The organism is Paucibacter sp. M5-1 (assembly GCF_027498415.2).
Taxonomy (GTDB): domain Bacteria; phylum Pseudomonadota; class Gammaproteobacteria; order Burkholderiales; family Burkholderiaceae_C; genus Roseateles_E.
On record NZ_JAPZLM020000001.1, the window covers coordinates 5,619,757 to 5,634,126 of the forward strand.

At 66.1% G+C, this 14,370-nt stretch carries 13 protein-coding genes; 11 read left to right on the forward strand and 2 right to left on the reverse strand.

The annotated features are described in order from the left end of the window. Positions 1–4: 4 nt before the first annotated feature. The 11 genes from tadA to O5M90_RS26555 all read left to right on the forward strand — a co-directional run bounded on the left by tadA (position 5) and on the right by O5M90_RS26555 (position 12,685). On the forward strand, positions 5–568 hold the full coding sequence (gene tadA, locus O5M90_RS26505; protein ID WP_440402470.1) for a tRNA adenosine(34) deaminase TadA: 564 nt from the start codon (positions 5–7) through the stop codon (positions 566–568). Then, a complete protein-coding gene (locus O5M90_RS26510; protein WP_137942205.1) occupies positions 565–1,515 on the forward strand; it encodes an LD-carboxypeptidase in 951 nt (316 codons plus the stop codon). The genes tadA and O5M90_RS26510 overlap by 4 nt, the downstream gene beginning before the upstream one ends. A 217-nt stretch (positions 1,516–1,732) precedes the next feature. After that, positions 1,733–3,985, forward strand: coding sequence for an ABC transporter substrate-binding protein (locus O5M90_RS26515; RefSeq protein ID WP_269840935.1), 2,253 nt, complete (start codon positions 1,733–1,735; stop codon positions 3,983–3,985). Between the two features lie 10 nt (positions 3,986–3,995). Continuing rightward, a complete protein-coding gene (locus O5M90_RS26520) occupies positions 3,996–4,979 on the forward strand; it encodes an ABC transporter permease (protein WP_269840934.1) in 984 nt (327 codons plus the stop codon). 21 nt (positions 4,980–5,000) lie between these two features. After that, positions 5,001–6,434 carry an ABC transporter permease gene (locus tag O5M90_RS26525; protein ID WP_269840933.1) on the forward strand — a complete coding sequence of 478 codons (1,434 nt, stop codon included), beginning with the start codon at positions 5,001–5,003 and terminating at the stop codon, positions 6,432–6,434. Positions 6,435–6,440: 6 nt separating this feature from the next. Then, the gene (locus O5M90_RS26530) at positions 6,441–8,300 is read left to right on the forward strand and encodes an ABC transporter ATP-binding protein (protein WP_269840932.1); all 1,860 of its coding nucleotides are present in this window, start codon (positions 6,441–6,443) and stop codon (positions 8,298–8,300) included. A 577-nt stretch (positions 8,301–8,877) separates the two neighbouring features. Continuing rightward, a complete protein-coding gene (locus O5M90_RS26535; RefSeq protein ID WP_137942209.1) occupies positions 8,878–9,531 on the forward strand; it encodes a hypothetical protein in 654 nt (217 codons plus the stop codon). 90 nt (positions 9,532–9,621) lie between these two features. Then, positions 9,622–10,467, forward strand: a complete 846-nt coding sequence (locus tag O5M90_RS26540) for a MotA/TolQ/ExbB proton channel family protein (RefSeq protein ID WP_137942210.1) — start codon at positions 9,622–9,624, stop codon at positions 10,465–10,467. A gap of 25 nt (positions 10,468–10,492) precedes the next feature. Continuing rightward, positions 10,493–10,921: an ExbD/TolR family protein gene (locus O5M90_RS26545; RefSeq protein WP_137942211.1), complete on the forward strand. Its 429-nt coding sequence runs from the start codon at positions 10,493–10,495 to the stop codon at positions 10,919–10,921. Positions 10,922–10,937: 16 nt separating this feature from the next. Further along, a complete protein-coding gene (locus O5M90_RS26550) occupies positions 10,938–11,369 on the forward strand; it encodes an ExbD/TolR family protein (RefSeq protein WP_137942212.1) in 432 nt (143 codons plus the stop codon). A gap of 65 nt (positions 11,370–11,434) precedes the next feature. Beyond that, complete coding sequence (locus O5M90_RS26555) at positions 11,435–12,685, forward strand: hypothetical protein (RefSeq protein ID WP_440402471.1); 1,251 nt, start codon at positions 11,435–11,437, stop codon at positions 12,683–12,685. 65 nt (positions 12,686–12,750) lie between these two features. On the opposite strand, the gene O5M90_RS26560 is transcribed toward O5M90_RS26555, so the two are convergent. Both O5M90_RS26560 and adk read right to left on the reverse strand, forming a co-directional pair. After that, on the reverse strand, positions 12,751–13,509 hold the full coding sequence (locus O5M90_RS26560; protein WP_269840930.1) for a 3-hydroxyacyl-CoA dehydrogenase: 759 nt from the start codon (positions 13,507–13,509) through the stop codon (positions 12,751–12,753). Positions 13,510–13,603: 94 nt separating this feature from the next. Then, entirely contained in the window at positions 13,604–14,257 is a 654-nt protein-coding gene (gene adk / locus O5M90_RS26565; protein ID WP_137942215.1) for an adenylate kinase, read from the reverse strand. Positions 14,258–14,370 lie beyond the last annotated feature (113 nt).

The window sequence follows — 14,370 nt, forward strand, 5'->3', positions numbered from 1 at the left end:
CGCCATGAACACCACCTCTTCCTCCTCCGCTGCCGACGAGTACGCGATGCGCCTGGCGCTGGACCAGGCCCACAACGCCTGGCTGGTCGGCGAGGTGCCGGTGGGCGCGGTCATCATGCGCGCCGGCCAGGTGATCGCGACCGGCTACAACCGCCCGATCACGACGCATGACCCGACCGCCCATGCCGAGATCGTCGCGCTGCGCCATGCCGCGACCCTGCTGGGCAATTACCGCCTGCCCGAGTGCGAGCTCTATGTGACCTTGGAGCCCTGCGCGATGTGCGCGATGGCGATGTTGCATGCGCGGCTCAAGCGTGTCGTGTTCGCCGCGCCCGACCCCAAGACCGGCGTGGCCGGCTCGGTGCTGGACCTGTTTGCCGAAGGCCGGCTGAACCATCACACCTGCATCCAGGGCGGCGTGCTGGCCGAGCCCGCGGCGCAGCTGCTGCGCGAATTTTTTGCTGAGCGGCGCGAGGCGGCGCGCCAGCGCCGTGCCGCGGCTCGGTCTCAGGAACCCGAGGCCATCCCCACCGGCGAGGCCCGCCATCTGGACGACATCCCCCCATGAGCAACACCCTGACTCTTTTCACCCCCGCCGGCGTGCTGGCCCAGGCGCAGCCGCTCAAGCGTGCGGCCAAGCGCCTGGCCAAGCTGGGCTTCGAAGTCAGCATCGACGCCGATGCGCTGGCCAAGCACCAGCGCTTTGCCGGCGATGACGCGACCCGGCTGGCGGCGCTGCACCGCGTGGCCAAGGCGGCGCCCAGCATCGCGATGGCCAGCCGCGGCGGCTACGGCATGACGCGGCTGCTGGACGCGATCGACTGGAAGCTGCTGGCCCATAGCGTCGAACACGGCACGCGCTGGGTCGGTCACAGCGATCTGACGGCCCTGCATCTGGGCCTGCTGGCGCACACCAAGTCGCCCAGCTGGGCCGGCCCGCTGGCCTGCTACGACTTCGGCCGCAGCGCGGAGGAGGGTGGGGTCGATGATGTGACCCAGGACTGCTTTGTCGAGGCCATGGACGGGCTGCTGGAGGCGGTGGGCTTTCGCTGCGAGGCCGGCCACGACGGCTTCGAGGCGCGCGGTGTTTTGTGGGGTGGCAATCTCTGCGTGCTGAGCTCGATGCTGGGCACGCCGCATTTCCCCAAGGTCAAGGGCGGCATCCTGTTTCTCGAAGACGTCAACGAGCACCCCTACCGGGTCGAGCGCATGCTGCTGCAGCTGCAGCAGGCCGGCGTGCTGGACGCGCAGAAGGCCATCATCCTGGGCGAGTTCAGCGACTGGAAGAAGTCGCCGCTGGACCGCGGCTACACGCTGAAGACCGCGATCGAGGCGGTGCGCGCGCGCAGCAAGACGCCGATCTTCACCGGCCTGCCGTTCGGCCATGTGCCGACCAAGGTCAGCCTGCCGGTCGGCGTCAAGGTGGACATGCTGGTGCAGGGCCGCGAGGCCTTGCTGGCCTGGGGTGGCGATCAGCACCAGGGTCATCAGCATCACGAGCACCACCACCATTAAGGCCTGACTTTCGTCATCCCCGGAATATGGGGTGACTGCTGGTATCCCCGGGCCGGGCTTGCGCCGCCGCGACCAGCACAACCGATATGATGCAGGCCTTGCCTCCAGAGCACGCGGTCACGAGCCGCCGGTGCCGGAGGCTCGTTGTTTTTCATTGCCGCCGCACCGACCCTTACGCAGGTGTCGGTCTGCGATGGCCGCTCTGGAGGGGTTTGACATGCATGGGCTTGGACGTGGCCAACAATGGTGCCGCAGCATCTGTCTGGGCCTCAGCGCCGCCGCCGCGCTGCTGCTGGCGGCCTGCAACAACAGCCCCTATCCGCTCGGCGCTGCCGCGGACAACACGCTCTACAACTCCTTCGACGAGCGCTCGCCGCGCTATCTGGACCCGATTGCTTCCTACAGCAATCCGGAGTCGGTCTACACCTACCAGATCTACGAGCCGCTCTACGCCTATCACTACCTGAAGCGGCCTTACGAGCTGGTGCCCAAGACCGCCGAGAAGGTGGTCAAGCCTTATTACCTGGACAAGGACGGCAAGCGTCTGCCCGACGATGCGCCGGCCGAGCAGATCGCGCAAAGCGTCTACGACATCGCGATCAAGAAGGGCATCAAGTACGCGCCGCATCCGGCGCTGGCCACCGATGCCCAGGGCAACTACCTCTATCACAAGCTCAGCCGCGAACAGCTGGGCGACAAGCGCTCGCCCTGGGACTTCGAGGTGCAGGGCACGCGCGAGATGGTGGCCGAGGACTATGTCTACGCGATCAAGCGCCACGCCACGCCGCGCATCGAGGCGCCGATATATGCGATCTTCTCCGAGTATGTGCTGGGGCTGAAGGACTACGGCAAGCGGGTGCGCGAGGAAAACGCCAAGCTGCTCAAGGGCCTGCCCGAGAGCATCCGCGACAAGCCCTTCCTGGACTTCCGCCAATGGCCGCTGGAGGGCGCGCAGGCGCTGGACAGCCACACGCTGCGCGTGCGCATCAAGGGCAAGTACCCGCAGTGGCAGTACTGGATGGCGATGACCTTCATCTCGCCGCTGCCCTGGGAGGCCGATGCCTTCTACGCCCAGCCGGGCATGAGCGAGAACAGCCTGTCGCTGAACCAGTGGCCGGTCGGCACCGGTCCCTTCATGATGACCGAGTATGTGCAGGACCGGCGCCATGTGATGAAGCGCAATCCGAACTATCGCGGTGACATCTATCCCTGCGAGGGCTCGGAGGCCGACCGCAAGGCCGGCCTGCTGGACGACTGCGGCAAGACCATGCCTTTTGTCGACACCATCGTCTCCACCATCATTAAGGAGAAGGTGCCGCGCAAGGAGATGTTCAAGCAGGGCTATCTGGACGTGCCCGAGATCGAGCGGCCCGAATGGGGTGTGGACTTCCAGGTCGATATGGACGACTCCGACGAGGTCAAGGCCGCCTACCAGGCCAAGGGCTTCAAGTTCCCGCTGGTCACCGACATCAACAGCTGGTATCTGGGCTTCAACTGGATGGACCCGGTGGTTGGCAAGGGCGACACACCCGAGCAGCAGCTGAAGAACCGCAAGCTGCGCCAGGCCCTGTCGATCGCGATCGACTGGGAAGAGGGCTATGGCCGCATCTTCCGCACCAAGGGCGGGGTCGCGGCCCACGGGCCGGTGCCGCCGGGCGTGTTCGGCTCGCGTGAGGGCACGGCCGAGGGCTTCAATCCGGTCACCCATCATCTGGTCAATGGCGAGGTCGTGCGCCGCCCGATCGAGGATGCCAAGAAACTGCTGGCCGAGGCCGGCTACCCGGACGGACGCGACGCCAAGACCGGCCGTCCGCTGGTGCTGAACTACGACTACCAGCGCACCACCACGCCCGAGATCAAGGCCGAGCTGGACTGGATGGTCAAGCAGTTCGCCAAGCTGGGTGTGCAGCTGGAGATCCGCGCCACCGATTACAACCAGTTCCAGGACAAGGTTCACAAGGGCAAGCACCAGATCTTCTGGTGGGGCTGGCTGGCCGATTACCCGGACGCCGAGAACTTCCTGTTCCTGCTCTACGGCCCGAACAGCAAGTCCAAGCACGAGGGCGAGAACGCCGCCAACTACGAGAACCCCGAGTACGACCGCCTGTACCGCCGTCTGCAAAGCATCGACGACGGTCCCGAGAAGCAGCAGGTGATCGACCAGATGGTGCGCCTCGTGCGCGAGGACTCACCCTGGGCCTGGGGCTACTGGCCTTATGTGGGTCTGGCCTTCCAGCCCTGGGTCTACAACGGCAAGCCCGGCATCATGATCCGGGATATGGCGCGCTACTACCGCGTCGATGCGCAGCAGCGCGCGGCCCGGCAGGCCGAGTGGAACCGGCCGATCTGGTGGCCGCTGCTGCTGCTGATCGCCGGTGCGGCCGCCATCGTCTGGACCACGCGCCGCAGCTTCCGCGCGCGCGAGCAGGCCACCGCGCGTGGCTATGTCAAACCGCAGACCGTTGCCTGAGGGACCAGCGATGCTGAGCTATATGATCCGCCGTCTCGGCTACGGCCTGCTGATACTGATCGGGGTGAACCTGTTCACCTTCTTCCTGTTCTTCTCGGTCAACACGCCCGACGATATGGCCCGCCTGAACATCGGCGGCAAGCGCGTGAGCCAGGAACAGATCGTCAAGTGGAAAGCCGAGCGTGGCTATGACAAGCCGCTGTACTGGAACGAGGCCGAGGCCGGCGCGCAGAAGCTGACCAAGACGATTCTGTGGGAGCGCTCGGTCTCGCTGATGATGCTGGACTTCGGCCGCTCGGACGCGCGCCAGGCCGTCAATATCGGCCACGAGATCAAGACCCGCATGGGCGTCAGCCTGCAGCTGGCGGTGCCGCTGTTCATCCTGCAGGTGATCGTCAGCACCGCCTTCGCGCTGATGCTGGTGTTCTTCCGCAACACCCGGATCGACTTCTGGGGCGTGGTGCTGTGCGTGCTGATGCTGTCGATCTCCAGCCTGTTCTACATCATCGTCGGCCAGTACTTCTTCTCGCGCCTGCTCAAGCTGGTGCCCATCAACGGCTATGCGCCGGGCCTGGACGCGATCAAGTTCCTGGCCCTGCCGATCGCGCTGTCGCTGCTGGCGCGGCTGGGCGGCGAGGCGCGGCTGTACCGGGCGATGTTCCTGGAGGAGGTCGGCAAGGACTATGTGCGCACCGCGCGGGCCAAGGGCCTGTCCGAGCAGATCGTGCTGTTCCGCCATGTGCTGCGCAATGCGCTGATCCCCATCATCACCAGCGCCGGCGCCTATCTGCCCTATGTCTTCATGGGCAGCCTGGTGTTCGAGAGCTTTTTCGGCATCCCGGGCCTGGGCGCCTTCGTGATCGAGGCCATCACCGGCCAGGACTTCGCCATCGTGCGCACCATGGTCTTCCTCGGCGCGGTGCTCTATATCGCGACCAATGCGCTGATCGACATCGCCTACACCTGGGTCGACCCCCGGGTGCGTCTGGCCTGAACGGATAGATCGCTGACCATCATGGGATTCAAGCTTGTTTTCTTGTGGACCGATGTGGCGCTGTGGGCCTTGTTTGCCGCGCTGCTCGCCTATGTCTTGCGCATCCGCTCGCACCCCACGCTGCGCGCCACCTGGAGCCGCGTGCTGCGCGACCCGGCCGCCGCCTCGGCCGGCCTGGTGATGCTGCTGTTCCTGCTCGTCACGGCGCTGGACAGCGTGCACTTTCGCCGCGCGCTGCCGGCGCAGAACGCACAGGTCTTCTACGACACCCGCACCGAGTCGCTGCTGGACCTGGTGCTGGCGCGCCAGATCGAGATGCGCGAGACCACCTACTCGGCGCCGCTGGCCTATGTCGGCCTGAACAAGGAAAGCGTCACCGACGCGGCCGGCAAGACCACGCGCGACTTTCCGCGCCTGAACTTTGGTGGCGCGCATCTGTCGGACCCGGCGGCCGACTGGGCCGGCGATGTCGGTCGGCGTGCGCTCGGCGGCATGGCCGCCGGCCTGCTGCTGGCCCTGCTGGCGGCCCTGGCCACCGCGGCGGCGCTCGCGCGCGGCCATGGCGGCTTTGCGCGGGCCTGGCGTGATCTGCTGGCTGACCGCACCCATTACCCACTGCGTGCGCTGCTGCTGACCCTGGGCGCGGTGCTGCTGCTGGTCGGCCCGACGGTGGCGCTGATGGGGCACTACCATGTGTTCGGCACCGACCGCACCGGCAACGATGTGCTCTACCAGGCGCTCAAAAGCATACGCACGGCTTTTGTGATCGGCGCGATCTCGACGCTGGCGACCCTGCCGCTGGCCCTGGTGCTGGGCATTCTGGCCGGCTATTTCAAGGGCTGGGTGGATGAGGTAATCCAGTACATCTACACGACCTTGAGTTCGGTGCCCAATGTTCTGCTGATCGCTGCCTGCGTGCTGATGGTGCAGGTCTTTCTGGACAAGAACCCGGAGCTGTTCGAGACCGGCGCCGAGCGCTCGGACCTGAAGATGTTCCTGCTCTGTGTGATCCTGGGCGTGACCGGCTGGGCCGGGTTGTGCCGGCTGGTGCGGGGCGAGACGCTGAAGCTGCGCGAGCTCGACTATGTGCAGGCGGCCACCGCTTTTGGCGTCAGCCATGGCCGCATCATGGCCCGCCACATCGTGCCCAATGTGATGCATCTGGTGCTGATCACCGTGGTGCTGAGCTTCTCCGAGCTGATCCTCTACGAGGCGGTGCTGACCTATGTGGGCGTCGGCGTCGACCCCAGCATGAACAGCTTCGGCGGCATGATCAATCTGGCCCGCTCCGAGATGTCGCGCGACCCGGTGGTGTGGTGGAGCTTTGTGGCCGCCTTCGGCTTCATGGTGACCCTGGTGCTGGCCGCCAATCTGTTCGCCGATGGCGTGCGCGACGCCTTCGATCCGCGTTCGCGCAGCCTGCGTCCGCGTGTGCTGTCTCTTGCGAAGAAGTAAGAAGCCATGTTGAAGATTGAAGATCTGAAGGTGGCGCTGGACGCCGATGCCGGCCTGGTGCGCGCGATCGACGGCATGCGCCTGGCGATCACGCGCGGCCAGACCTTTGCGCTGGTCGGTGAATCGGGTTGCGGCAAGAGCATGACGGCGCTGGCCCTGATGCGCCTGCTGCCCGACAACGGACGCATCACCGCCGGCCGCCTGGACCTGGAAGGCGAGGATGTGTTCGGCCTGCCCGAGGCACAGATGCGCGAGGTGCGCGGCGGGCGCATCGGCATGATTTTCCAGGAGCCCTCGACCAGCCTGAACCCGGTGATGCGGGTCGGGGCCCAGATCGTCGAGGCCATCGAGGCGCACACGCCGCTGCGCGGCGCGGCGGCGCGGGCCAAGGCCATCGACTGGCTCAGGCGCGTCGGCATTCCCGAGCCCGAGCGCCGCATTGACGAGTATCCGTTTCGCCTGTCGGGCGGCCAGAAGCAGCGCGTGATGATCGCGATGACCCTGGCGGCCGAGCCCGACTATCTGATCGCCGACGAGCCGACCACGGCGCTGGATGTGACCATCCAGGCGCAGATCCTCGACCTGCTGAAGGACTTGCAGCGCGAGCGCCAGCTGGGCGTGCTCTTGATCACCCACGACCTGGGGGTGGTGTCGGGCATGGCTCACCAGGTCGCGCTGATGTATGCGGGCCAGATCGTCGAGGTGGCGCCGGCCGAGGAGTTCTTTGCCGCGCCCAAGCATCCCTATGCGCGCTTGCTGCTGCAGGCGCTGCCGGACGCGGCCAAGCGCGGCGAGGCCCTGGCCGCGATTGCCGGCACCGTGCCGCCGCTGTGGATGGCATTCAGCGGCTGCCGCTTCGCGCCGCGCTGCGACCGGGTGATGCCGGCCTGCCACGACCAGGTACCCGAGCTCACGGCGCTGAGCGCCACCCATCAGGTGCGCTGCCGCCTCTATACCCATCCGCAGGAGGCGTTGCCGGTGCCGGCCGTGGCGGCGGCGGTCGCACGGGCCGCAGCGCCGGCCGGCGACCCGGACAAGCCGCTGCTGGAGGTCAGGCATCTGCGGGTGCGCTTTGCCCTGAAGCGCGGCCTGCTGGAGCGCGGCGCGCCGCGCTACTTCAATGCGGTGGACGATGTGTCCTACCGCATCCTGCCGGGTCGCACGCTGGCCCTGGTGGGCGAATCCGGCTGCGGCAAGACCACCTCGGGCAAGGCCATCGTGCAGCTGTTGCGCACCCAGGCCCAGATCGAGGGTCAGGCCTTGCTGAACGGGCAGGATCTGTTCACCCTGCAAGGCGATGCGCTGCGCGAGGCGCGCCGCCAAGTCCAGATCATCTTCCAGGACCCGTTTGCCTCGCTGAACCCGCGCATGCGGGTCTACGAGCTGCTGGAGGAGGGCGTGCAGGCCTTGCGGCCCGATCTCGATGCGGTCGCACGGCGGCGCAATCTGGAGCTGCTGGTTGACCAGGTGGGCCTGCGGCGCGATGCGCTGGAGCGCTTCCCGCACGAGTTCTCCGGCGGCCAGCGCCAGCGCATCGCGATCGCGCGGGCGCTGGCCGTGGAGCCGCGCCTGATCGTCTGCGACGAGCCGACCTCGGCGCTGGACGTGTCGGTGCAGGCGCAGATTCTCAATCTCTTGCGCGATTTGCAGCGCGAGCGCGGCTTGTCCTATCTGTTCATCACCCACAATATCGGCGTCGTCGAGTACATCGCCGACGAGGTGGCGGTGATGCAGTCGGGGCGCATCGTCGAGGCGGGCAGCAGTGCCGAGGTGTTGGGTCGACCGCAAAGCGACTACACCCGGACCCTGCTGGCTGCGGTGCCTCGGGTGCAGGGCCGGGGTGCGGAGGCAGGGGCGCCGGTTTGAATGGGCGCTCAGCACCCTGTTTCACGGGGTTCATGGTGAAAACCCTGAATTCTTAGGTCGGTCCGCCGGCGAAAGTACCAGTAAGATACCACTGTGGGTTCGGCGTTGAAAGTGAAGACCAGAAGACGCCGGAGTTTCAGTGTGTAAGGGCTTGGTCAGCTCGGGTAAGCCCCATGCCGCTTGGCCGGGTCAACTCGTTTATGATCTAGGCCGCTTCATGGTGCGGTGTTATGTAGTTTGACTACAACGCTGTTCCGACTTGAAGAACCGCCCGCGGGCCACAAGCCAGTGGGCATTTTTGTTGAGTGTGGGTTCCCATCGTGCCCCGAGTGATGAGTTGTGATGTCCATTCTGCAGCCAGCAGATGCACCCGAGCCGCAAGCATGTTGCGGCAGCCAGCGAACGGCGCCTGTGTGCCCGCCCTTGGTGTCTGGTGCAGTCTCTCGCACAGCCGGCAAGAACTGCTCCGAGCTCCGGTCTGAGTTGGGGCTCGTAGGTTTCTAGGCAGGCGCTGTGTAGAGCCGAACTCCCCGCATATGTCGATGAAAAAGTTTCGCAGTCTTATGAAGGAGCGCGCATGAACTTTGCGCAGGAGAAGCAAGGGGCGTCCCGCTTTACAGGTATCGGTATCGTGATCGTGATTCACGTGCTGATCATCTGGGCGTTGGCCAGCGGTCTGGCCCGCAAGGCCGTCGAGGCGATCAAGGGTCCGATCGATGTGAAGGTGGTGGAGGAGAAGGTCAAGCCGCCGCCGCCGCCCGAGAAGGTCGTGCCGCCGCCGCCGGACATGAAGGCACCGCCGCCGCCGTTCGTGCCGCCGCCCGAGGTGCAGGTGACGGCGCCGCCGCCGCCCAACGCCATCCAGGCGCCGGTTAGCAACACCCCGCCGCCGACGCGCGAGGTGGCCGCTGCGCCGCCGCCGGCCCCGGCACCGGCGCCCGCACCGGTGGCCAAGCCCGCCAAGATCACGGCCGGCATGGTCTGCACCAAGATGGGCAAGCCCGAGGTGCCGGCCGTCAACTGGAGCGGTGATGCCTTGTTCAAGGTGCTGGCCACGGTCAAGGCCGGTCGCGTCAGCGCGATCGAGGTGACCAGCTCGCAGATGCGCGGTGGCAATGATCGCAAGGTGCAGCGCGCCCTGATCGCCGCCATCACCGACACGCTGCAAAGCACGTACGAATGCCCGGGCGACCATGTGTTCGAGCAGGAGTTCCAGTTCCGCATCGAATAAGCAAGACCCCATTTCTTGGCAACCGGCCCGCTCCGGTGCCTCTCAACCGACAACCGATCTCTCGATCTCTATTGCGTAGGAGTTGACTCCATGATCTCTCGTATCTCCGGCCTGTTCGCCGCAATCGCATTTGCCGCGACCCTGGCTGCATCCCCTCTGGCCGCTCACGCCCAAGCCGCTGACGCCGCCTCCGCACCGGTGGAAACCGCTGCGCCCGCAGCGGTTGACGCTGCCGCCCCGGCCGCTCCCGCCGCCAAGGCCGAGCCGGCCGAGAACCCCTATGGCCTGAAGGCCATGATCGACCACGGCGATGCCGTGTCCAAGGGCGTGCTGCTGCTGCTGGTCATCATGTCCATGGGCAGCTGGTACATCCTGATCACCAAGCTGTGGGACACCCAGAAGCTGGCGACCGAAGCCAAGAGCGTGCGCGTGACCTTCTTCAAGAAGGCCAGCCTGGCCGAAGGCGTCAAGGGCCTGAAGGAAGGCAGCGCATTCCGCTTCATCGCCGAGTCGGCCATCGAGGCCTCCGAGCACCATGAAGGCGCGCTGACCGAGAACATCGACCACAGCAGCTGGGTGACGATGAACGTCGAGCGCGCTGTCGGCGAAGTCAACAGCCGCGTGCAGACCGGCCTGGGCTTCCTGGCCACCGTCGGTTCGACCTCGCCGTTCATCGGCCTGTTCGGCACGGTGTGGGGCATTCTGCAAGCGCTGACCGCCATCGGTGTGGCCGGCCAGGCTTCGATCGACAAGGTCGCCGGCCCGGTGGGTGAAGCGCTGATCATGACCGCCATCGGTCTGGGCGTGGCCGTGCCGGCCGTGCTGGGCTACAACTGGCTGGTCAACCGCAACAAGGCCGTGATGGGCCAGGTGCGTGCCTTCGCTGCCGACCTGCACGGCGTGCTGATGGGCAACCGTTCGGTCGCCAAGCGCTAAGCCGCTTCGACCCGGAGCATTAATCATGGGCATGAACGTCGGATCCTCTTCCGGCGATGACGAAGTGGTCTCGACCATCAACACCACGCCCCTCGTGGACGTGATGTTGGTGCTGTTGATCATCTTCCTCATCACCATTCCGGTGGTGACGCAATCGGTGACCTTGTCTCTGCCCAAAGAGACCAATGTCGTGCGCGTGACCAAGCCGGAAAATATCGAGCTGGCGGTGACCAAGGACGGCGACGTCTACTGGAACACCGCCCTGGTGCCGGACAGCGAAGCGCTGGTGGCACGACTGAAGAAGGTGTCGGTGCTTGACCCGCAGCCCGAAGTGCATATCCGTGGCGACGAGAAGTCGCGCTACGAATCGGTGGGGCGCGTGATGGTGGCCTGCCAGCGCGCGGGCATCGTGAAGATCAGCTTCGTCACCGAGCCTCCGGCGCGCGGTGGTTGAGGCGAGGAGCTAGAGCATGGGAATGAATGTAGGCAGCTCGTCCGGTGGTGACGAACCCGAGGTGATGCTGGACGTCAACACCACGCCGCTGATCGATGTGATGCTGGTGCTGCTGGTGATGCTGATCATCACCATCCCGATCCAGCTGCACTCGGTGAACCTGGACATGCCGGCGGGCAACCCGCCGCCGCCGACCAAGGAGCCGGTGGTGCACGAGGTCTTCATCGACTTCGACGGCACGGTCAGCTGGGACGGCGTGGCGCTGGCCAATCATGCGGCCGTCGAGGCCAAGCTGGCCGAGATCGCAGCGGAGCCGGACCAGTCCGAGATCCACATCAAGCCCAACAAGCTGGTCGAGTACGGCAATGTGGCGGCGGTGATGGCGGCGGCTCAGCGGCTCGGCGTCAAGAAGATGGGCATGGTCGGCAACGAGCAGTTCATCGACTGATGCAGGCATGATCGAACGAACGCGCTGCCCGCAAGGGCGGCGCGTTTTTTTCTTAGGAGAATGCAATGATGAAGTTCAAGACCCTCGCCAGCGTCGCTGTCGGCACCGCGGCCTTTGTGTTCGGCGCCGCGCCGCAGGGCGAGCTGGGTTTCGCCAGTGCAGCGGCCCAGGCCGAGTCGGTGCGCCCCGAGGTGGGCAAGCACCTGAAGGATGCCGGCGCGCTGATCAAGAGCGGCAAGTTCAAGGAAGCGCTGGCCAAGGTGCGTGACGCCGAGGGCGTGTCGGGCCGCACCGCCGCCGAGAACAACGCGATCGAGGGCACGCGCTTCTCGGCCGCGATGGGCGCCAATGATCCCGATTCGATGGCCCGTGCCTTCGAGGTGCTGAAGCCCCGCCTGGCCGCTGCGCAGCAGCTGCAATACATGGAGGCCGTGGCCGGCACCTATCTGCGCGCCAACAATGCGCCGAAGGCGCTGGAGTGGGCCAACAAGTACTTTGCCGCCGGCGGCACGAGCGGCACGGTGAAGACGGTGCAGCAGCAGGCCCAGTTCAAGTCCGGCGATATGACGGCCGTGCTGAAGGATACGCTGGCCGAGGTGCAGGCCGACGAGCGTGCCGGCAAGGCACCGTCGCAGGACAAGCTCAATCTGCTGCTCTACGCGGCACAGAAGAAGAACGACGCCGCCACCGAAGCCCTGGCCACCGAGAAGCTGCTGAACTACTACCCGCGCAAGGAGCTGTGGGCCCAGATCCTCGGCGGCCTGCCGCAGAAGCGGGGCTTCTCGCCGCGCTTCGGCCTGGACGTGTTCCGTCTGAAGCTGGCGACCGGCAATATGCGCGATGCCAACGACTATATGGAGATGGCCCAGCTGGCCGCCCAGGCCGGCTATCCGGAAGAGGGCAAGCAGGTCGTCGAAAAGGGTCTGGCCGCCAATGTGCTGGGTCAGGGCGCCGAAGGTGCGCGCCACAAGCGTCTGCTGGACCTGATGGTCAAGCGCATCGGCGAGGCCAAGGCCGCCCAGGCCAGCGCCGAGCAGGCCGCCGAAGCGGCCAAGGAAGGCGACGCCCTGGTTTCGCTGGGTCTGGCCCAGGTCTTCCGTGGCGAGGCCGCTCATGGCCTGAAGCTGGTCGAGGCCGGCATCGCCAAGGGCAATCTGAAGCGCCCCGACGATGCCAAGCTGTATCAGGGTCTGGCCTTGTTCACGGCCGGTGACATCGCCAAGGCCCAGACCGCCTGGCGCGGCGTCAAGGGCAATGACGGCGCGGCCGAACTGGCACGTCTGTGGACCATCCATTCGCGCAGTGCCAAGAAGTAAGGCCTTGCCCGAAGCATGACAAACGGCCTCCTCGGAGGCCGTTTTCTTTTGCTCGAGCGCGCGGCTTACTTCGGCGCCAGCCGGATCGCGCCGTCCAGGCGTATCACCTCGCCGTTGAGCATCTCGTTGGTGACGATCTGGTGCACCAGCTTGGCATAGTCCTCGGGCGTGCCCAGGCGGGACGGGAAGGGCACGCCGGCGGCCAGCGCGTCCTGCACCTCCTGCGGCATGCCGAACAGCATCGGCGTGCCGAAGATGCCCGGCGCGATGGTCATATTGCGGATGCCGTTGCGCGCCAGATCGCGGGCGATCGGCAGGGTCATGCCGACCACGCCGCCCTTGGAGGCCGCATAGGCCGCCTGGCCGATCTGGCCGTCATAGGCAGCCACCGACGCGGTCGAGATCAGCACGCCGCGCTCGCCGGTGCCCTCGGGCTCGTTCTTGCTCATGGCCTCGGCGGCCAGGCGGATCATGTTGAAGCTGCCGATCAGATTGACGGTCACGACCTTGCTGAACAAGGCCAGCGCATGGGCGCCTTCCTTGCCCACCGTCTTGGCGGCCGGCGCGATGCCAGCGCAGTTGACCAGGCCCATCAGCTTGCCCATCGAAACGGCCTTGGCGACGACCGCCTGGCCATCGGCCTCCTGGCTGACATCGGCCTTGACGAAGGCGCCGTGCAGTTCCTTGGCCAGGGCCTCGCCGCGCTCGACCTGCAGATCGGCGATCACGACCATCGCGCCCTCGCGCGCCAGCATGCGGGCCGTGCCTTCGCCCAGGCCCGACGCGCCGCCGGTCACGATGAATACCTTGCCTGCGATGTCCATAAAGTCTCCTGTTTGGATTACGTTGACGTAAACGTCAATTGTCGATCAAGAAAAAGCCGCTGAACAGCGGCTTTGTCGGATCTGGTTGGCGGCTTCAGCCGAGCGCGGCCAGCGCGCGTGCGGTGATCTCGTCGACCGAGCCCAGGCCTTCGATGCGGCGGTACTGCGGCGCGTTGGCATCGCCCGAGGCGGCCCACTGCGAGTAGTAGTCGACCAGCGGGCGAGTCTGCGCCTGGTAGACGTCCAGGCGCTTCTTGACGGTCTCTTCCTTGTCGTCCTCGCGCAGGATCAGGTCCTCGCCGGTGGCGTCATCCTTGCCCTCGACCTTGGGCGGGTTGAACTTGACGTGATAGGTGCGGCCCGAGGCCACATGGACGCGGCGGCCGCTCATGCGCTCGATGATGGCGCTGTGCGGCACATCGATCTCCAGCACGAAGTCGAGCTTGACGCCGGCGGCCTTCATAGCATCGGCCTGCGGGATGGTGCGCGGGAAGCCGTCGAACAGAAAGCCCTTGGCGCAGTCGGCTTGCGCAATGCGTTCCTTGACCAGACCGATGATGATGTCGTCGCCGACCAGGGCACCCGAATCCATCACCTTCTTGGCGGCCAGCCCCATTTCGGTGCCGGCCTTGACGGCGGCACGCAGCATATCGCCGGTGGAAATCTGCGGGATGCCGAACTTTTGGCAGATGAAAGCGGCTTGGGTGCCTTTGCCAGCGCCGGGGGCGCCAAGAAGAATCAGTCGCACGGGGTCTCCTCGATTTTCAATGGAAAGGGCGGCCTGCCGTGAAGGAAGTCGCCCTTGCAAACTGCGGGCGAGGATAGCATGGCGGGGCCTACGCCCGGCTGACGCGGGCCGCG